Origin of the sequence: Paenibacillus sp. FSL R10-2778, from assembly GCF_038593035.1 — a bacterium.
GTDB classification, from domain to species: Bacteria; Bacillota; Bacilli; order Paenibacillales; family Paenibacillaceae; genus Paenibacillus_AQ; species Paenibacillus_AQ odorifer.
The window spans coordinates 1,939,345-1,958,201 of record NZ_CP151956.1 but is presented as its reverse complement, the minus strand read 5'-3'; the positions used below and the strand labels follow the sequence as shown (position 1 = coordinate 1,958,201).

The window sequence follows — 18,857 nt, the reverse complement described above, 5'->3', positions numbered from 1 at the left end:
TTCTTTTTTAACGGTTAAGCAGACTTCCCACGTATTTCAGCAGCTCGTTGGCGCAAATTGGGCAGTAGTGATGTCCATCAATAAGTCTGGCGCATACCTCGTTAATTCGTTTGAGCTGACTTTCATCAGGTGTTTTGGACGAGGTGGTGATTTTGACAATATCTTTGAGATCTGTGAACAGCTTTTTCTCAATCGCTTCCCGCAGGCGGTCGTGGTTGTTGTACTCGAATTTCTTCCCTTTGCGTGAATACGCGGAAATCCGGATCAGGATTTCTTCACGGAACGCTTTTTTTGCATTCTCAGAGATTCCAATTTGCTCTTCAATCGAACGCATTAACCGCTCATCCGGCTCCATTTCCTCATCCGTCAGCGGATCACGAATTTTCGACCAATTGCAGAAAGCTTCGATATTATCAGATAATTCTCAAAAAGTGTCTTCGCAGATTCCTCAAAGGAGTAGACAAATGCCTTTTGTACTTCGCTTTTCGCTAAAATATCATATTCCTTGCGGGCAATGGAGATGAAGTTCAAATAACGCTCCCGCTCCTCTTTTGTAATCGATGGATGCTGATCCAGGCCATCCTTTATCGCCCGCAGGACATCCAGTGCGTTCATGCACTGCAGATCTCCTTTGATCAGAGCGCTGGAAATGCGGTTGATAACATAACGCGGATCAATTCCGGACATGCCCTCATCTAAATACTCCGTTTGCATCTCTTTAAGATCGGCCTCTTTATAGCCTTCGACCTCTTCGCCATCGTACATCCGCAGCTTTTTGATCAGATCCATACCTTGTTTTTTGCTTTCTTTAAGACGGGTTAGAATGGAAAAAATAGCGGCGGCACGCAGCGCATGTGGTGCAATATGCACATGACTCATATCACTCTGGGCGATCAGCTTCGCGTAGATTTTTTCCTCCTCCGAAACTCTGAGGTTATACGGAACAGGCATAACAATCATACGGGATTGGAGCGCTTCATTCTTTTTATTAGAAATAAACGACTTATACTCGGTTTCATTTGTATGAGCAATTATCATTTCGTCCGCACTTATCAACGCGAAGCGGCCAGCCTTAAAATTGCCTTCTTGCGTCAGTGACAGCAGGTTCCATAAAAACTTTTCGTCGCATTTGAGCATTTCCTGAAATTCCATCAGCCCACGGTTAGCTTTGTTCAACTCCCCATCAAAACGGTAAGCGCGCGGATCAGATTCCGAACCAAATTCAGTAATGGTCGAAAAATCAATACTTCCTGTCAAATCGGCGATATCCTGAGACTTCGGATCAGAGGGACTAAAAGTACCAATCCCTACCCGCTCTTCTTCTGACAGAATAACACGCGTCACCTTAACCTGCTCAATGTCACCAGCATAATCATTTCTTAGACGCATCTGGCAGGATGGGCACAAGTTGCCCTCAATCCGTACACCAAGTTCCTTCTCAATCTCCGGACGGAGCTCCAGCGGGATCAAATGCAGCGGGTCCTCATGCATCGGGCAGCCTTCTATTGCGTATACCGCACCCGCATCTGTCCGCGAGTACTGTTCCAAACCACGTTTAAGCAGCGTGACCAGGGTCGATTTCCCCCCACTGACAGGTCCCATCAATAACAAAATCCGTTTGCGAACATCAAGCCGACGTGCTGCAGAGTGAAAATATTCCTCGACCAACTTTTCGACTGCACGATCAAGTCCAAAAATCTCCTGTTCAAAAAACTTATACCGTTTGCGTCCGTTTATGTCCTCTACGCCGTGCGACTTAATCATGTCATAAACGCGGGAGTGAGCGGTTTTTGCGGGAGAGGGGTCTTTTCTCAACAGTTCTATATACTGCTTGAAGGTGCCGCTCCACGCCAACCGGTCGTTCTCAGCCCGATACGAAGCTATACGCTCAAAAATGTCCATTGCTCGCTGCCTCCTCTTGCGCTCCTACTTGCTCTTCTACTTGCTCTCCTATAGCGTTAAAAAGTGTATTACATACCTATGCGGCAAGCGCGGAATAGTTGACCTCTTTTTTACTGTGCTATAATAGAGAATCAGAAAATGGCTGTAAAACCTTATTGGGAAACCCGAAAATAAAGGCCTACGGGAGTGACAAGATGGCGGTACGACATGAAACGGAGCTGTATGCTCCTTTGAAGATTTTTTTTGAAAAGCAGGGTTACAGCATCAAAGGTGAGGTTCGGACCTGCGATTTGGTGGGGATTCGGGAGGACGTTGAGCATCCTCTGATCGTGGAGATGAAAAAATCATTCAATCTCGCCTTGCTGCTGCAAGGGGTAGAACGGTTGAAGCTCAGTCCCACCGTCTATCTTGCAGTGGAACGTGTCCGTGATAAAAAAGGAGCGGTGAACCAGCGCTGGGGCGAGCTTAGCGGGTTATGCCGCCGGCTCGGTCTTGGGCTGATCACTGTTATCTTTTATAAGACCAAAGCACCGCTGGTCGAGGTGCTCGTAGAGCCAGACGAGAAGCCGCCTGCGCAGCGCAGCAATAAGCGGCGGCGCGAGCGCCTGCTCTATGAGTTCCGCGAGCGCAGCGGAGACTACAACACCGGCGGCAGCACGCGCGTCAAGCTCGTGACAGCCTACCGCGAGAAAGCGCTGCGTGTCGCGCTTTCTCTGCAAGCAGCGGAGGCGGACGCCGCCGCCGCTGGAGAAGGCAGCTGCGAAGGCTTCGCTCGCAGCTGCCAAACGTTCAGCGGCGGGCACCGCTGAACAGGTTCCGGCGCTGAGCTCAGCGCCGGAGAGCCGTGCTGCCGGGGACACGGCAGCACGGGAGGCAGCGGCGGTAGGCACGCGAAGCGGTGCCCCTAGCGCTGCCTCAAGCACGCTTCCAGCGGCCGTATTGGCCGCAGGAAGCGCTCCCCGCTCGGCCGGCATCACTCCGGCCGAGCTGCGGAAGCGTAGCGGCGTACCCACCGCCGCCGCTATGCTTCAGAATAACTACTACGGCTGGTTTCACCGGGTAAGCCGTGGGCGTTACACCCTAACCCCAGCCGGTCATGCGGCGCTGGTGGAATATGCCGCGATAACAAGCGGCGTACCCAATAACAGCAATCATCCCATTAATTAGCTAACCTAGCCTGGACAGTACTTCTATCGACTATTTCTTTTTAGTCGGGTCTTATTCTTTTAGCTCGGTTCTAATCATTTACTCAGACTTTAAACTTATTATTCTGATGCACACATAACATGTGTAAATAACGCCAAAAAGCATCCCAACTACGGGATGCTTTTTCGTATGTCTAATCTTATTTAAATCCTATCTCTGTGCATTCCATGTTCTTAACTTACACTTAACATATTATTATCTGGTGCGTACCAAGCTCTTACTACACTCATATCACATTTAGATTACATTTTTAACACACTAGTATCTCATACGTACCATGTCTTATTTTACTCATATCTCATTAGTACTCATACGTTACTATTCGAATTACATTCTTCCCGCGTGTTTAACTCGCTCTTCCCACGTTCGTAAATCATTCTCATCACATTAGTAACTCATTCGTACCACGTTCATATCTCACTCGTATCACGTTCATGTCTCATGCGTACCTCATCCAGCTCTACTTGACTGTACTTAACTAACTTATTTACAATCTTCGAACACGAGCGCTATTTACTAATTACTATTTTCTCTACTCTTGCTTTAACAAGCTACTCTTGCTGAATCATTCAAAGCAAAATAAGCTTTAAAAACACCATTCCGAAAAAGGCACACTAAGTTATTAGGGAAATCCTCCCCAATATTCTTCGATTCACACGCTAAAAACTGCATTTTAGGGAATTCCTCCCTGATTTTCGCCAGATTTACCCCTAAAACGGGGAATCCCTTGATTTTTTAGGGAGAAATTCCCTAAACAGTCCATTTTAGAGTTCAAATCGACCAGTTTTAGGGAGGATTTCCCTAATTAATCTCTCATCACGAACTTCATCTTGCCCGACTTGTAATTCTGTCCTTGTTTTAGCTCTAAAAGTGTCTTGTGTTTTCATCATGTCATTCATTTCAATCATTTCATTCCCAACTTTCATTCCACTACCTAACTCCGTGCTGTGAACTCCTTAACCGCTTCGCTCATCAGATTCATGCCAAGCAGCAGCTCATCACGGCCGGGATGGCTAAAGTTAAGGCGAAGGTGATTGCTGACTCCATCTACACTACATAACGGACCTGGCAAAAAAGCCACTCCCTTACCTAGCGCACATTTGAGCAACGCCATAACATCCATTCCCTCTGGTGGTGCGACCCACAGGAACATGCCTCCTGATGGAAGGTCATAGGAGCTGCCCTTCCAAGCAGGCCGCTTGAGCAGTTCCACCATAAGCTTCAGACGGGTGTTATACTCTCGATTCAGCTGCGCGATATGCTCACGCAGATCAAACGCAGACACATCCAATAAATGATGCAGCAGCCGCTGATTTAATGCGCTCGACTGCCAATCGGCCATCTGCTTAGCCGCAGACATCATTCTGATCAAGACTCGGCTGCCTGCCGCCCAGCCCGTCCGCAGCGCGGGCGCAACGGTCTTGCTGAACGAACCGATATAAAGTACGTGTCCGCCATCGCTGATATTTTCCAGTGCATACAAAGACGGATATCTTTTAGCCTTGTGTTCACCCTGCTTCTGGAAGTGCAAATCCCCATAAGAATCATCTTCCACAATCAAGATGTTATATGCGATACATAAATCCAATACTTCGCGGCGTCTCTCCAAACTCCATAAAATGCCGCTTGGATTGGTAAAGCTAGGGGTTGCGAACAGCATTTTCGGCTTATGCAGCTCGATCTGGCTCCGCAAATGCTCCGGATCAAGCCCGTCCAAATCACCCTGTACAGGAATAATAACGGCCCCCTGCATCCGAAGAGTCTGCAAAAATCCTGGAGAGGTCGGATTTTCTACTAATACACGATCTCCTGGATCAATATACACCCGCGACAACAAATCAATGGCTTGCTGGCTACCCGTTGTTAGCAGAACTCCACCTTCAACAACATTTACCCCTTTTTCTTTAAGCCAATCCCCTGCAAGCCACTCCCGAAGCGGTCCGTACCCTGCAGGATCACCATATTGCAGTGCTCCCGCATCTGCTGAAATCACCGTAGATGCTGCTTCAGCAAGCAGTGACAATGGGAATAGTTCTTCCGCTGGTAATTCTTCAGCTAGCGATATCATGGAGCTTCTCCGTGTTTGGGTGCGGATACTAAGAAGCGATGACGACAACAATGTGTGTGCGCGAGCAGAAAATTCATAAATCATGCGAAATCCCCCTTCCCTGTTACCAAGTAGAAACGGCTTCGTCATCCTCATCCAAGGATGGGATGGTTACCCATTCAACATGATATTCTTACTTCTACTCCAAGAATATTCCACCCCATACGTCATTATGTCGTAAAGCGTGGGTTAGGCGTAGATTTGCCTGTTTTGTCTTGAGAAGAGCGCGAATTTCTCAATCGCTTGTGCCCGGGTCGAAACATCGAGCTTTACATAGATTTTGCGCAAATAATTATCAATGGACCGACGGCTTACCGCAATTTCAAGCGCAATTTTATCGTAGGTAATCCCTTGAACAATTCGCTCCATGATAAACATCTCTGTCTCCGTCAGTTGCAGAACATCATCTAATCCTTTAAATGTCGAAATCGGCCAAGCTCCTTTTTCAATCCATTCCAACGGCATTGAAAGAAAACCCTCCCGTAAACCCAGGATCAGCTGTAAAAGCTGACGGGGAGAAGCTCCCTTCGAGAATATCCCGCTGGCTCCTAGTTCTACGAGGGGCTGAAGCAGTTCTCGCCCGTCTTCGTCTGTCATCACGACAAAATGTGAGTTTGGTGAGCTTTTTTTCATATTTAACAGCACACTCTCAATATTCCCCTCAGGCATATGATAATCTACTAGCACTAGCTCGGGATTTTTTCCCCTTACGATGGTAGCGCCTTCGTCCCAAGTGGAATACATTCCCAGAACCTTAAGCCCCTCTTCCTCTTCCAAAATCAATTTTGTCCCCAGCATACTTGTAGGATGACACCCCACAATGACCACCTGCCAAACCTTCATCATTAATGCCCTGACCCCCTGCTCTATATATAATCATCTAGAAAGGAAAGCGCCGCAGCGTTTCCGGTTAAAACGCAAGCAAGGCTGTATGATGACTTGTCTGTATAATCTCTAGCTGGTTACCTTGTGTACGTCTATCAGAATTCCAATCTATAGAAATTGTATCGCAGTAGTTTAATAGGATGCAATTACTTTTTCTAGTTTTCATACTCTCTTACATTTTTGCGAATCTTGTCAAAGTCTGATAGAATGGGGACTTGAAAAAAAGACCAACCCGAGGTGATAAAATGCAACCGCTAGCGGAAACGTCCCCGGTACGCTCGCGCTCTACTACTGCGAGAAACGGCCCTTCCGTAAAATGGTTTTTACTGTTCTGGATTATGATGATCGGACTCGGCGTATATGCTGTATACAGCTACACGAACCATCTGAAGCAACAGGTGCTTACCGAACTTAGTACTCAGAGCCAGCAGCAGCTTACCGTTTTGAAGACCGACTATGAAGCAAAAATTGCCGTTCTCTCTGAAGAAGTGAAGGAATTGCAGAATACAGTGCAAAGCTTTAACGAACTATTAACCTTCACTAAAGATAATGCTAGTGCCAAGACAGATAACAGCAACAAGCTATATACGCAATTGAGTGAGGTAAGCAAACAGTTAGAAGCTTTGAAGAAAGAAATGGATCTGATCAAATGATGACGCCAGTCAAAAGAGTAAACCGCTTCTTCATGCTTCTAACTGCACCGTTCATAGGCTTGTTTATTTGTATGTCGTGGTATCGACCACCGCTACAGCTAGACCTTGATGTAGGACAATTCACACCAAGCGCTGGGCCAGTGAATGAAACAGCTTCCTTAAAAAAAGAGCTGACGCTGGCAGAGGCCTCCGCAGCTTACACCATTGATGCTGTCAGTGCTAGTGCCAAGCTATATAAAGAGACTACCACTACGATGAATAAGCTGGTCGAAACAGCACAGACTCAGGCGACCCGGCCTGAACTGATCTATAACCGCAGGATTTCAGCCAAGCTTGGTATACCTTCAGAGATCGTTACTAGCGACCGTATAAGAGTTGAGTTATATCGATTGAATCCAGGAAACTACAAAGCTTATGCGTTGAAAATCAAATTGAAGGACCCGACCGCTATGAAGATGAGCTTGGCGGAGACAGCCTCCGGTGCGGAAACTACTATGCATGCCGTACAGCGTAATGGTGCCATTGCTGGTATTAATGCGGGCGGCTTTGCAGATCAATCCGGAAAACGTTATCCCTTAAGCACAACTGTAGTAGATGGAAAGTATTTATACGGTTTTGAGCCGACGTACAAGGACCTAAGTTTTGTTGGGCTGAACAAATCCGGGCAATTAATCGGCGGGAAATTCTACAGTCGCGCACAATTAGATCAGCTAGATCCGGTATTCGGCGCCACCTTTGTGCCTGTCCTCCTTAAAAACAACATCAAAACACCCATACCCGAAAAGTGGAAAACATCCCCTAATCGGGCACCACGTACCGTGATCGGCAAATATAAAGATGATCAGATCCTGCTTTTTGTAGCGGATGGATATAATGAGTATGGCAGCTCTGGTGCACAGCTGGAGGAGATTCAGAACAAATTATCGAATATGGGTCTCGTAGATGCTTATAATTTAGATGGTGGTGGCTCTTCCTCATTGATCTTTAACGGAAGAGTTATCAATAAACCATCTGATGGAAATCTAAGAGCTGTGCCCACGAATTTTCTGTTTTTTAAATAATATAGTAAATTGTCTATGTAACATATCACATTTGCGTTTATTTTTATTAAATTGCAGGTTATAATCTTGATAACGAATACATTCGCTATTGGAGGTGCCAGTATGTCGTTCTCATTAACCTTTTGGATCGTAATGTTCGTATTTGTGTTATTTACGGTCGGCATCCTTACCTCATCTTACAACGACGACAAAACAAAAGGCCTATAAAGCCGATATGTCCCTGCAGCCACTTGGTGCGGGGGCATTTTTTGTATACATAAAAAAACTGCCCCCCAAGTAGAAGAGTTCTACGAAGAGGACAGTTTTTTTATAAGCTCTTGGCTGTCAAAATTCAAAATATGTACTTCTTAGGCATGTCTTGGCAATTGAGTCATTTCCGAAAGGCATGCAGAACAAATATAACGATCTTTATATTCGCTTACACCATCCATCGATCCACAGAAAACACATTTTGGACGGTAACGCTCCAAGATGATATGGTCACCCTGTACCAAAATTTCAACCGGGTCGCCTTCATTCATCTGATACCTTTTACGCAGGGACTTAGGCAGAACAATTCTACCCAACTGATCCACTTTGCGAACTACACCAGCAGGTTTCATAACTAACGTACACCTCTCCTGTTCAAGAAAAATTATTTAGTAGCTACTACTTATTTCGGCTCTTTCAATATATTTCGTTACCTAATTGTCGAATCCTGCTGAAAAAAATAAAAAATTTGTCTTTTTTTAAATAAGATTAGGGAAATCCAATTGTCGAAGCGCCTCGTACACAATAATTGCTGCCGAATTGGATAAATTCAGAGATCTCACAGCATCACTCATTGGCATGCGCATTTTTGTTTCTTTACCTGCTTCTAGAATCTCTGCAGAAAGTCCCTTCGTTTCCTTGCCAAAAACAAAAAAATCGCCATCTTGGAACTCAAAGTCGCTGTATCTTTTCTCTGCTTTCGTCGTTGCGTAAAAGAAACGCCCCTCGCTATATTTCTCCAAAACCTCAGCAAAGGAGTCGTGATATTCAATAGTAACAGCATGCCAATAGTCTAATCCTGCTCTTTTTAATGTAGCATCGTCTGTACGGAATCCGAGTGGACGAACCAAGTGAAGATGAGTGCCGGTAGCGGCGCAAGTACGCGCAATGTTGCCAGTATTGGCCGGAATTTCCGGCTCGACTAATACGATATGGAGTGCCATTATATGGTTCCTTCCTCTCTAAAGGCTTAATAGCCAGATGTTTTACTCTAGTGCCTAACCATAGCTTCTCCAAACAAACTGAAAACCTTCCACCAAGAAGGCGGAAGGTTATAGATAGAATTCATTAACCTTGAGTTTGCCGGAAATGGTTCATGAAATCGGATAGTGCTTTTACACTTTCGTAAGGAACTGCATTGTAGATGGAAGCACGCAAGCCCCCAACACTGCGGTGACCCTTTAAGCCGACAAAACCTTCCAGTTCAGCAGCTTTGACAAACTGCTTTTCGAGTTCTTCTGATTGCATCCGGAAAGTAACGTTCATAATAGAGCGGCTGCCTTGTTCTGCAACACCACGGTAGAAACCGTCACTTCCATCGATGTGATCATATAACAGACCCGATTTTTCAAGGTTCTTGGAATGGATGCCAGCTAAGCCGCCTTGCTCCTCAATCCATTTTAATACTTCGTTCACCATATATACAGAGAAAGATGGAGGTGTATTGTAAAGAGAGTTATTCTTATAATGAGTGCTGTAACGCATGATAGTAGGAATGTTAGAAGGTGATTCTGCAAGCAATTCTTCTTTCGCGATAACTACAGTCACGCCTGAAGGTCCAAGGTTCTTTTGTGCTCCGGCATAGATCATTCCGAATTGGTTCACATCGATTGGACGGCAAAGTATATCACTGGACATATCCGCGATTAACGGAATCGAGCCTGCATCCGGAAATTCTGCATATTGCGTTCCTTCAATGGTCTCGTTGGAAGTAACATGAAGGTAAGCAGCATTCTCCGCAGCTTTGATCGAACTTAATTCAGGTATAGCCAAGAATTTCTTATCTTCGGAAGAAGCAGCAACATGAGCGCCTCCTACCAATTTGGCTTCTTTATAAGCTTTATCTGCCCAGCTACCTGTCATTACATAGCTACCTACTTGGCCTTCGGAAATCAAGTTCATAGGGATCATTGCAAACTGCGTGCTTGCTCCGCCTTGTAAGAACAATACCTTATAGCCCTTCGGATTGCCGAGGAGCGAAAGCAGACGTTCCTGCGCTTCGTTATGCACGGATTCGTAAATGGCACCACGGTGCGACATCTCCATGATAGACATTCCACTTTCCCGGAAATCAACAAACTCCGCTTGTGCGCGTTCCAGTACCGTAAGCGGCAATGCTGCCGGTCCGGCATTAAAATTGTATGCTCTCTTATTCAAAACTGCTCCCCACCCTTTCTCTCCTATCAATATGGATATGGTTATGATAGCAATATTCTCCCGCACCAGCAAGTATAATTATTCACATAAAAGGTTAAGACGGTACTCATTTCGCAGTGAAAAACCGGTAAGATCGGCGCCAGCTCTTGCTTTGACGCGGTAAAAGACTAATGTTCACAAATACTTCAGGAGAGACTACATGACCTTCTCCCCACAGGGCCATACGTTCTACTGGAAAGTCCCCACTCTCTCGCACGCCTGTTCCACTAGGCTTATGAACCAACTCCCAGGTGAACTCATTTTCCTGACCTTCCCAACCGCTCAACTTGCAATAAAAGGGTTTATCCGGTTCCTTTGACCAAGTAAGGGTATTCCCGGATACCTCTAGCAATTCTTTCGTATAGGAGGATTCTGGTTCTACTACCTTGATTTCCCTCGGAAGACGCAGTTCGAAATCCTGCCCAATATTCAACCCGTCGATTCCGATGAAGTTGTGAATATATTCCTCCGTATGGAAAGGCTTCTGCCCTTTGTTATGCAATTCATATGCAATTATTAATAGATCCCCCTGTAAAGAAATCGTTTTGGTTAGCTGCACAGCATATCCGTTGCTTTCCATTGGGTGGATCGTATAGGTGACCGCATCATTCCCTGCTTCGACATCCTTACTAAAAGAGGTTAAGGGAAACTCCTCATTGAAACTGTATAATGGGGAATTTCCTTTTTGTAATAATCCGACTCCGATTTTTGGAAACCAGCCTCCGATTGGTGCTTCATCATATCCAATTGCCCGGGAAATGCCAAACTCATTACAAAGCCCCTTGCCTCCAGTTCCTTCGCCTGGCTTCAAGCTTTCCGGCACACAAAACGTATGTTTCCCCTCTTCTAATGTCACCTGTGTAATAAATCCTGTCCAGTCAAAACGAGTGCCCTTATACTCTCCGATATCAGCGATATCGACAGTTAATATGCCATTTGACAGTCTGCAACCCATACCTAACGCGCCCTTTCGTTCATTGTTACAATGAATAAATATTCATTATTGAAAAAAACGTCTGCAGCCGCTATGAATAACGGTGCAGACGTCTTAAAATATCGTATAAAGCTACGCCAATGTCACTTCAATCAAGTGGCATTTCTCTGTCTGCAGAGAGAGCAACTCTTCACGCGGAATAATCGCACTTCCTGAGCCGCGCTGCAGCGTCACCTCGCTGCCATTCAGGGTAACAGAGTGTATTTGGTACTCCCCGTAGTTTAAGCTTCCTGTGGCTTTATAGACCACTTCAAACTCGCGATCCGCGAAGATTGTCTTAATAGAGGCCTTTCCCTCGGAATCAAACTGCTCTTTAACAAGCTTCGGTTCCAACAAAAGATCGCCTAGCTTACCTTTTACACCAAATACTTCAGTAACCATAGTTAACAGCAGCCAGCTTGCTGATCCTGTTAAATACGTATACATCCCTCTGCCTTGCTCGTTAATATACTCAGGAATTCCTGGGTATATGCGGGCTTTTGCAAAGTCAGTACTTAAGCTATACAGAGATTCTAATACTTTATGTCCTTCTTTCACATATCCGCGTTTATACAACGCATTGCCATACATGATGGTCATGTGACTGAACATAGCACCGTTCTCTTTATGTCCAAAGGCAAAGCCAAAGGCACGACCCAGATTCTGCTGGATGCCTCCAAAACGGGAATTAAGTCTGTACCCAATTTTGTCATCCAGTAGATTACGATCCACGGCGGCAATGATATGCGGAATTTGCTCTGGCGCAGCTGCATGACCCATCAGCGGGAATACTTGACCTGTAAGCGTCATTCGAACGCCTTCTGCGAATTCCCCTTCCACTTGTTCTCCATCATTATTATAATAACCGTTAAACCAGCCTCCACCTTGTTCACTTTCCACCCACTCATTGCGGCGCAAGTGATTAAAGATCCACTCTGCTTTTTGTTCCAGATCGTCCGCTACTGTCTCTATGTCGAGTGCTGCACGAATACCGCTAACTTTGTTCGGAGCGGCAGCATAATATTGATTAAGTCTTTCATGCTTGCCTGATACAGATTCATAATCCACTTGCTCACCAAGCGAATCTAGCAATAGTTTCATTTCTTCTGCCAATTCAACTGTCTCTTGCCCTTTAGAAGTCTTTAGCGTACGCAGCACACGAGAAATATCCAATAAGTTACTTGCGTAGAATGCTGTGAAAGCTACACTCTCACCCCGGTCTGCGCCCATATCAAGACCATCATTCCAGTCTGCACCCTCCAGCAGGATATTATTGTGCTCTCCAACATTAAAGAACGGAACCAGATTTTGCAGCAGGATATGTTCCAGAATCGTACCTTTATAAACCTCACCAGAAGTTGTTCTGAGATCACTTCCTAGCGAGGTATCCCATGAAGTATCACGTTCCTTACAGCGACTCATAAAGGTATCGCGGAAATACGTCTGTTCCTGCAATAAGAAATCAAGATCACCACTCTGATCCAGATATAACATAGTAGTTAAGAACGGCCAAGCCCCATGATCCATCCACACCCGCGGGATGTTGTTACGGTCGGCAATAAATTCACCAGGCTGTTGACCGATAATAGTGGCATTACTACCATCTATTCTTACCCCAGCGTAGTTGTTCAGCAGTAAGCTCCGTACTTCAGCCGGTTCCATAATAAGGAGTGCTAGACAATCCTGCCAAAGATCCCGCCAGCCACGTCCGCCTCTTCCATAATCATGATAAGGCAAGAAGGAGTTACCATAAAGTCTTCTCAGCACGGGTTGAATCGTAACCCATTTCATCCATTGGTCAGCATCTGAATCACCGGTATGAAATTCTACCATATTCACTTTATCTGCCCAGAAGGCTTTAGTCTCCTCAAGCAAATGATCAAAAGCTTCAGATGTACCATATTTGTTCATCAAAGCATCCACGTCAATTCTCTCATTATGGATCGCCATAACTACTATATAAGAATGGCTGTCACCAGGAGACAGAGTAAGCGTTTCGTAACGAAGACCCCCGATAGCCTCATATCCCTCTCTTTGTACGCCTCCGCCCTTGCCAATCTCCGGCGTGTTGTTCAGGATAACAGCTTCCGGCCAATCCAGGCTTCCACCTTCTCCAATGAACTCCTCCTGCACCGGAAAGAACCCCGCAGGTTGACTGCCGTCACCCTCTGCACCAAATACTCCATAAGAAGTGTGATTGATGCGGTGTCCCCGCTCATCAAAGGAGAGCGCAGGCTGAACCTCAACACCATAGGGTGAAGTATAAATCCGGTTAAGCAAGGAGGTTACATGTCTATGATCGCGCAGATCATCCGCCGAACGCGCGTAAATCGGAACTACCGCTGTCGGTGTCAGCGTAATAGCCTCTGCTGCTGTATTGGTCAACGTAACCTTCATTAATTCGACTTTATCATTACCACTTGGCACAAAGCTGGTGATTTCTGCTTTAACACCCATCTCTGCGTTACAACGCGTTACGCGTTGCCACAAGAAACCAGCCTCTAGTACTGCTTCATCAGTAGACGATGTATAAAAATCGGCATTTTGCTTAGCGGAGTTCCCCACTGCCGACCAAGCTCCCTTGCCGTCTACGTATACCCAGAAGTTGCGGGAAGCCCGCGAATTATGTAAATCTTCAACAGATAATGGCGGTGTTAAAAATGAATTATGACCTGTGGTAACCTGACCATGAAGTTTTGGAGTTACTGTCGACATCATTCCCCCTTCATTCACTAGAGGGAAATATAGAAAACTGCTGCGATCCGGTTGCTGAAGCCTGAATTCCCCATCATTTCCGGTGAATTCGAAGCCATGAATTTTATTACGATCCATTCTCTCCATCCTCTCATTTACACAACTACTTAAGCTTTAACCGCACCTGCCAATGCACCGTCAACGATATACTTTTGAATGAAGGTGTATAGGATGATAAGCGGTGCAGATACGATCATGATCCCGCACGCCAACATAGGCCAGTTGTTTCCGTATTGACCGCGGAATTCTTTAAGCCCGAAGGTGATTGGATAGTTTTCTGGACTCGGTAAATACATGACCGGCCCCACGAAGTCATTCCAGATACTAATTGCTGTTAGAATAACACCTGTAGCAATTACTGGTTTCATAAGTGGCATGATGATCTGGAACAAATAACGCATATATCCAGCGCCATCCATACCTGCTGCTTCATCCATCTCCCGGCTAATTCCTTTGATGTAACCTACAAACATCATGAACACGATACCCGTTCCGCCTGTTTTAAGGAGAATGTAACCCAGCTTCGTGTCATAACCTACAAATCCTAGCTCCTGTTTCATGGTAAGCATCAGCTTGAACTGTGCGACCATTGGATTCGGCAGGAACTGAGACATCAAGAAGAACAAATAAATAAATCCGCTCCACTTCACATAATTTCTCGCCACCGGGAAGGCCCCGAATAACGAAACAATTAGGGTCAGCACTGTTGCTACGGCTGTATACAGCAGACTGTTTAAGAAATAATTAGAGAAATTACCCTGTAGCCAAGCTTCTTTATAATTATCCCATTGAATACTTTTTACGAGACCGATAGGATCTAACAGATATTCTGTAAAGGACTTGAATGAAATATTGATTACAAATAACAACGGCATGATATACAAAACAAGCAACACTGCAATCAGAATATAAGAGAGAGTTTTGGCGGTTTTGGAATCCTTCATTAATATTCCACCTCTCTCTTACGCATTTGTTTCACTGCAAATACTACAAACACCAGAATCATAAGGAACTGAACCACGGAAAGCGCGGAAGGAAGTCCCATCTGTAGAGAACCACGGAACGTCTCTTTATAAACGTCATATGCCATCGTTCTTGTGTTAAAGCGACCGTCCGTAGTTGCGAGAATAATATCAAAGGTGGACATCGCACCGATAATAGACAAAATAATGTTAATCGTAAAGGATGGAGCGATAAGTGGGAATGTGATATTTTTAAAAGATTGCCACTTCGTAGTTCCGTCTATATATCCAGCCTCATACAAATCTTTCGGTACGGATTGTAGTCCCGCAAGGAAAATCAACATCGAATATCCCATATACATCCAAATTTGCGTAAATATAATATAACCGAACGCATGAGTGAAGCTTCCAAAGAACATATCTTTATAACCGAACAAAGAATCATACAGTTGGTTAACCGGACCACTCAGCGGATCGAACATCATGCCCCATACCAGTGCAACTACCGCCACACCAAGCACAACCGGTAAAAAGAATACCGCGCGATAGAAATAATCGCCTTTCAGCTTCTGATTGATAACTACGGCCATAAGCAGACCGACACCGTTCTGTACAATGGTTACAATGACCATGAAATAAATAGTACGTATAATGGAATCCCAACGCTCGCCTGAATTTCCTGAGTAAAATACATCATAATAATTGTCAAGGCCTACGAAACTCATCTTGCTTCCAGGAACGTTAGTGATATCTGTAAATGAATAGATGACCGTCATCATAGATGGGCCAAAATAGAAAATTACATACAATGATAATGGAATCATTAGCAGCAGAAGCGGTATATATCGTTTAAAACCTTTCCCGAACGGATACATTTCTCTCACCTACCCAATCCTAATTCAATAAAATGATCGGGGCCTGCACAAAACAGACCCCGAAGCTGTAAAACATGTTTGGTGTACAGTATGTTGTAGATTCTTTTTTATTTATTGGGATAGCTACTTATTTAGGTGCTGCTGCTTCCCATTCTTTTTGTTGTACGTCTGCAAGCTCTTTAGCGGTTTTAAACTCGCCGCCTGGTGCCAAATACTCAGTGTGAACGCCTTCAGCTGCAATGTGTTCACCAACGTTGTCACGGTTAATCATCATAATTTCATAAGCAAGCTCGAAATCTCCAGTCATGTATGGAGCAAGTTCTTTGTCAATAAAATCACTTTCAGTGGCAATATTGTCTTGTGTAGGCAAGAATCCTGCTGCTTTAACATATTCTGTGTAGTTTTCTGGTTCAGAGAAGAATTCCAGCCATTTCAAAGCGCCTTCTTTGTTCGGGCCTTTTTCTGCTGCATACCAAGTTACATCGTATTTACCGACAAGAGAATTATTCTTAGCAGCATCTTCTGTAGCTGGGATTGGGAAGTAACCAAATTTCACATCTGGATTTGCTGCCGCGATCGTAGGAGCATCCCAAGTTCCGTCAGCAATCATAGCTGCTTTTCCTGTTGCGAAAAACGAAGGTGCTGTTGCATAGTCGATACCCAAGAAACCGTCGATGATGTAGTTATCTTGAAGCGTCTTCATTTTCTCCAATACTTCTACAGCCTCAGCATCGTTAAATGCCGAAGTTCCCTTCCAAACGCCCTCAATCCATTGTTGTTGGTTGCCGCCACCCAGAATCTTAGCTTGCAAACCGAACACTGGCAGTTTCAATGGCCATACGTCTTTACCAGCCACTACGATTGGAACAATACTCTTAGCTTTCAATGTATCTAGAACACTAATGAACTCTGTCCAAGTTGTAGGTACAGTCAGACCGTTTTGTTCAAAAATTTCTTTATTATAGAAGAATCCTGACATTGCTACTTTACCGGTTGGGATTGCATACACTTTATCTTTATAAGTGCCGGCTTTAGCAATATCATTCGCATTGTAGTTTTTAACGAAAGCTTCGTTGCTCAGATCAGCAATCAGTCCGGAATCAATCCATTGTTGCCAGTCTGGCACTTTCGCACCTGGTGTCCAATCTTTCGGGGACAATCTCATACCGGATAGATCGGCAAGAACATCTACGTCACCAGCTGTAATTCTTGCTCTTTGTGCTTGTTTGAATTCATCATCCGGACCCGTGGTTGTGTACTCCACTTTGTATTCCGGATATTTTTCTTCAAACTTTTTATTAATTTCTGTAATGACCTTGTTAATATTCTCTTGTTTCCAGTGTAAGATCTTAATCACTTTCTTATCACCAGATGCAGGCTTGTTTGTTCCGCTGCCCGGAGTAGCCTCACCATTCGCGTTGTTATTGCTGTTTCCACATGCTGCTAATGAGAGCACTAGCGCTGAGCTCAACAATACCGCAGAAAGCTTCTTTACCATTTTGTTACCCCCCAGATAATTTGTTATGACCCTTTTAACGAAACCACATGTTAATTTCTGAAAATCACGAAACAGTAAGGACGATATCACAGAAAGCGGTTTCGGTGTTTTTATTATTACATCGTTATTTGTCTTTGTAAAGTCTTTTTTCTTTGTTCGTTTTTAAACGTTTTTTGAACCGAATATTCAAAAAAACCTTTAAAACCAAGCATAATCCTAGTTTAAGAGTAAACATTCCATTGACTATAATCTTATTGAACTATAAAATAAGTAACGAAACTATTTCGTAAATCATAAATTCAAGTCATAAAAAATAGCCTTGAGTAGATTTTAAACATATATTACGGAACATTTTTCACTATAAGGGGGACTTAATTTGGCCTACAGCATCAAAGATATAGCGAAAATTGCTGGAGTTTCTGTTTCGACAGTGTCCAAAATCATTAATAACTACAGTGATATTTCGGAAGATACCAAGACAAGGGTTCAACAAATTATAAAAGAAACTGGATATACCCCCTCCAATTCAGCTAAAACATTGGCTACGAAATCATCCAATCTAATCGGAGTGATTTTTGCCGGAATGCTGAATGTCGACTTTACCCACCCTTTTTTCATTGAGGTGCTAAATTCATTCAAAAAACAAATGGGACTACTAGGTTACGACCTTATCTTTTTTTCCAATGAAAAATTCCAAAGTGGCGATACTAACGATTATCTTGCCCGTTGCCAGCATTTTAATGTAGATGGGTGTGTGCTTCTATCCGGACAGGAGCTAGAAACCTCTATCAGCGAACTAGACAACAGTGCAATTCCGTGTATCGGCGTAGATTTAAAGCTGACCGGTGACAACTCTGGTTTTATCATGTCGGATAATTTCAAAATGTCCTCCAAAGTGGTGGAACACTTTTACTTACTGGGCTATCGAGAGCTTGGCTATATCGGCAGTTCCTCAGATTCAGACATCTCCAATATGCGCGAAAGTGGTTATCGCAAAGCTCTTGAAGATTTAGGACTGCCTATTAACGAGAATTGGTTCTTAAACGGAAGTAACTTCTTTGAGGCCAGCGGGTATGAGACGATGCGTAGAATGATTGAGAATGGAAATTTACCTAGAGCGATCTTCGCGGCGTCCGATCAGCTTGCTATAGGGGCGATGCGTGCTCTTAAAGAGGCTTCTATCGCCGTTCCTGAAACTGTCGCAATTATTGGCTGTGATGATATCGAGGCCTGCAATTATACAACCCCCCTATTGACTACCATCCGCCAAAATAAAGATAAGATCGGCCGCCTAGCAGCGCTAATGCTATATGATCTAATAAACAACCAATCCGGCACAAGTTCTTTCAGCGTGGAGCCAGAGCTTATCATTAGAGAGTCCTGCGGCGCTCCTGAACGGGGGCTAGTGTAGTCTTTCTTAGCATATAGTCATAGGGCACAGTAAAATCCATTACTTTTCCTGATTCATAAAAAAGAAGCTGCCCCAAGTAGAATTCACTACTTTTGAGACAGCTTCTTTTATTATAAAGATTATAA

At 44.4% G+C, this 18,857-nt stretch carries 14 protein-coding genes and 3 pseudogenes; 5 read left to right on the top strand and 12 right to left on the bottom strand.

Annotated elements, in window-relative coordinates:
- Positions 1-7 precede the first annotated feature (7 nt).
- A pseudogene (locus tag NST40_RS08405) lies at positions 8-1,902 on the bottom strand (PrkA family serine protein kinase).
- Between the two features lie 194 nt (positions 1,903-2,096).
- Here NST40_RS08405 and NST40_RS08400 point away from each other — a divergent pair.
- Positions 2,097-2,624 (top strand): annotated as a pseudogene (locus NST40_RS08400) (DUF2161 family putative PD-(D/E)XK-type phosphodiesterase); the annotation flags it as partial.
- 256 nt (positions 2,625-2,880) lie between these two features.
- A pseudogene (locus NST40_RS08395) lies at positions 2,881-3,069 on the top strand (DUF2161 family putative PD-(D/E)XK-type phosphodiesterase); the annotation flags it as partial.
- Positions 3,070-3,872: 803 nt separating this feature from the next.
- On the opposite strand, the gene NST40_RS08390 reads toward NST40_RS08395, so the two are convergent.
- The 3 genes from NST40_RS08390 to NST40_RS08380 form a co-directional block, all read right to left on the bottom strand.
- Entirely contained in the window at positions 3,873-4,034 is a 162-nt protein-coding gene (locus tag NST40_RS08390; protein WP_179087044.1) for a hypothetical protein, read from the bottom strand.
- An 8-nt stretch (positions 4,035-4,042) separates the two neighbouring features.
- Positions 4,043-5,260 (bottom strand): PLP-dependent aminotransferase family protein, encoded by a 1,218-nt coding sequence (locus NST40_RS08385; protein WP_076277658.1) that lies wholly within the window; start codon positions 5,258-5,260, stop codon positions 4,043-4,045.
- Between the two features lie 144 nt (positions 5,261-5,404).
- Entirely contained in the window at positions 5,405-6,061 is a 657-nt protein-coding gene (locus NST40_RS08380; RefSeq protein WP_076103988.1) for a response regulator transcription factor, read from the bottom strand.
- 284 nt (positions 6,062-6,345) lie between these two features.
- On the opposite strand from NST40_RS08380, the gene NST40_RS08375 reads away from it, so the two are divergent.
- Both NST40_RS08375 and NST40_RS08370 read left to right on the top strand, forming a co-directional pair.
- Positions 6,346-6,753, top strand: a complete 408-nt coding sequence (locus tag NST40_RS08375) for a hypothetical protein (RefSeq protein WP_036684435.1) — start codon at positions 6,346-6,348, stop codon at positions 6,751-6,753.
- On the top strand, positions 6,750-7,814 hold the full coding sequence (locus tag NST40_RS08370) for a phosphodiester glycosidase family protein (protein WP_143761961.1): 1,065 nt from the start codon (positions 6,750-6,752) through the stop codon (positions 7,812-7,814). Before NST40_RS08375 ends, NST40_RS08370 begins: the two co-directional genes overlap by 4 nt.
- Before the next feature lie 347 nt (positions 7,815-8,161).
- Here NST40_RS08370 and NST40_RS08365 read toward each other — a convergent pair whose 3' ends face one another.
- The 8 genes from NST40_RS08365 to NST40_RS08330 all read right to left on the bottom strand — a co-directional run bounded on the left by NST40_RS08365 (position 8,162) and on the right by NST40_RS08330 (position 17,321).
- A complete protein-coding gene (locus tag NST40_RS08365) occupies positions 8,162-8,416 on the bottom strand; it encodes an AbrB/MazE/SpoVT family DNA-binding domain-containing protein (RefSeq protein ID WP_036684437.1) in 255 nt (84 codons plus the stop codon).
- 126 nt (positions 8,417-8,542) lie between these two features.
- Complete coding sequence (gene trmL, locus NST40_RS08360; protein ID WP_076135879.1) at positions 8,543-9,007, bottom strand: tRNA (uridine(34)/cytosine(34)/5-carboxymethylaminomethyluridine(34)-2'-O)-methyltransferase TrmL; 465 nt, start codon at positions 9,005-9,007, stop codon at positions 8,543-8,545.
- 124 nt (positions 9,008-9,131) lie between these two features.
- Positions 9,132-10,220: a 3-phosphoserine/phosphohydroxythreonine transaminase gene (gene serC, locus NST40_RS08355; protein WP_076141387.1), complete on the bottom strand. Its 1,089-nt coding sequence runs from the start codon at positions 10,218-10,220 to the stop codon at positions 9,132-9,134.
- 106 nt (positions 10,221-10,326) lie between these two features.
- Complete coding sequence (locus NST40_RS08350; protein ID WP_341001599.1) at positions 10,327-11,214, bottom strand: hypothetical protein; 888 nt, start codon at positions 11,212-11,214, stop codon at positions 10,327-10,329.
- Between the two features lie 111 nt (positions 11,215-11,325).
- Positions 11,326-14,064: a cellobiose phosphorylase gene (locus tag NST40_RS08345; protein WP_076218320.1), complete on the bottom strand. Its 2,739-nt coding sequence runs from the start codon at positions 14,062-14,064 to the stop codon at positions 11,326-11,328.
- Positions 14,065-14,093: 29 nt separating this feature from the next.
- Complete coding sequence (locus tag NST40_RS08340) at positions 14,094-14,930, bottom strand: carbohydrate ABC transporter permease (RefSeq protein ID WP_036684447.1); 837 nt, start codon at positions 14,928-14,930, stop codon at positions 14,094-14,096.
- The gene (locus NST40_RS08335) at positions 14,930-15,823 is read right to left on the bottom strand and encodes a sugar ABC transporter permease (RefSeq protein ID WP_076126435.1); all 894 of its coding nucleotides are present in this window, start codon (positions 15,821-15,823) and stop codon (positions 14,930-14,932) included. Before NST40_RS08335 ends, NST40_RS08340 begins: the two co-directional genes overlap by 1 nt.
- 127 nt (positions 15,824-15,950) lie before the next feature.
- Entirely contained in the window at positions 15,951-17,321 is a 1,371-nt protein-coding gene (locus NST40_RS08330) for an extracellular solute-binding protein (RefSeq protein WP_076126433.1), read from the bottom strand.
- Positions 17,322-17,697: 376 nt separating this feature from the next.
- Between NST40_RS08330 and NST40_RS08325 the strand changes: the two genes are divergently transcribed.
- The gene (locus tag NST40_RS08325; protein ID WP_076101584.1) at positions 17,698-18,732 is read left to right on the top strand and encodes a LacI family DNA-binding transcriptional regulator; all 1,035 of its coding nucleotides are present in this window, start codon (positions 17,698-17,700) and stop codon (positions 18,730-18,732) included.
- Positions 18,733-18,857: the final 125 nt, after the last annotated feature.

Bases quoted from the DNA above. Each gene is read 5' to 3' on its own strand.
- NST40_RS08390 (WP_179087044.1), bottom strand. From the start codon at position 4,034: ATGAAAGTTGGGAATGAAATGATTGAAATGAATGACATGATGAAAACA.
- NST40_RS08385 (WP_076277658.1), bottom strand. From the start codon at position 5,260: ATGATTTATGAATTTTCTGCTCGCGCACACACATTGTTGTCGTCATCG.
- NST40_RS08380 (WP_076103988.1), bottom strand. From the start codon at position 6,061: ATGATGAAGGTTTGGCAGGTGGTCATTGTGGGGTGTCATCCTACAAGT.
- NST40_RS08375 (WP_036684435.1), top strand. From the start codon at position 6,346: ATGCAACCGCTAGCGGAAACGTCCCCGGTACGCTCGCGCTCTACTACT.
- NST40_RS08370 (WP_143761961.1), top strand. From the start codon at position 6,750: ATGATGACGCCAGTCAAAAGAGTAAACCGCTTCTTCATGCTTCTAACT.
- NST40_RS08365 (WP_036684437.1), bottom strand. From the start codon at position 8,416: ATGAAACCTGCTGGTGTAGTTCGCAAAGTGGATCAGTTGGGTAGAATT.
- trmL (WP_076135879.1), bottom strand. From the start codon at position 9,007: ATGGCACTCCATATCGTATTAGTCGAGCCGGAAATTCCGGCCAATACT.
- NST40_RS08350 (WP_341001599.1), bottom strand. From the start codon at position 11,214: ATGGGTTGCAGACTGTCAAATGGCATATTAACTGTCGATATCGCTGAT.
- NST40_RS08345 (WP_076218320.1), bottom strand. From the start codon at position 14,064: ATGGATCGTAATAAAATTCATGGCTTCGAATTCACCGGAAATGATGGG.
- NST40_RS08340 (WP_036684447.1), bottom strand. From the start codon at position 14,930: ATGAAGGATTCCAAAACCGCCAAAACTCTCTCTTATATTCTGATTGCA.
- NST40_RS08335 (WP_076126435.1), bottom strand. From the start codon at position 15,823: ATGTATCCGTTCGGGAAAGGTTTTAAACGATATATACCGCTTCTGCTG.
- NST40_RS08330 (WP_076126433.1), bottom strand. From the start codon at position 17,321: ATGGTAAAGAAGCTTTCTGCGGTATTGTTGAGCTCAGCGCTAGTGCTC.